Here is a 665-nt window from a genome sequence, read left to right as displayed (position 1 = left end):
GTGAGCAGTCCGGGGCGGTAGGGCAGGAGGCCGTAGTCGCCGCCGGAGTTGGGGGAGCGGCCCTGGTAGAGCAGTTGGAGGTTGCAGGGGTCGACGGTGAAGGTCTGGTCCGCGGTGGTGCGGATGAGTTCGCCGTGGCTGATGTCGTTGGTCCAGGTGGCGCCGCTGTTGGCCTTGCCGGCGAACGGGTTGGACTCGGTGGCGGCCTGCGGGGTCCAGGAGCCGTTCAGGCTGGTGGCGGTGAAGGACCGGAAGTAGCGGCCCTGGGAGCCGATGGCCTCGACGATCATCAGGTAGCGGGTCTGGCCCTGCAGCTTGTAGACCTGCACGGCTTCGAACAGGTTGTTCGTGCTGTCGGACATGATGGTGGTGTAGTTGGAGCCGAAGCTGCCGGGGAAGTTCCCGATCGGCATGCTGGAGCGGTAGATCTTGCCGTTGTCACCGGCGAAGAACAGGTACATGTTCTGGTCGTCGGCGATCAGGGTCTGGTCGATCGGGCCGGTGCCGGAGCCGGAGATGCTGCCGGTGAACAGCGGCTGCGCCGACGACCACCCGTTGGGGTTGGTGGGGTCGTTGGAGGTGCGGTAGGAGAACGCGGTCGGCCCCCACTGGTACGCGAGGACCCAGATGTTGCGCGGCGCGAAGTAGAACAACGTCGGCGCCAC

General features: G+C 66.3%; 1 protein-coding gene. It reads right to left on the bottom strand.

All coding sequences use genetic code 11. The annotated features are described in order from the left end of the window. Positions 1 to 665, bottom strand: a 665-nt coding sequence (locus BAW75_RS11245) for a non-reducing end alpha-L-arabinofuranosidase family hydrolase (protein WP_275937796.1), incomplete at both ends; no start/stop codon positions are given.

The organism is Micromonospora chalcea, assembly GCF_002926165.1.
Lineage (GTDB): Bacteria > Actinomycetota > Actinomycetes > Mycobacteriales > Micromonosporaceae > Micromonospora > Micromonospora chalcea.
Note: the sequence above shows the minus strand (reverse complement) of the source record. Positions and strands in the feature narration are given on the sequence as shown.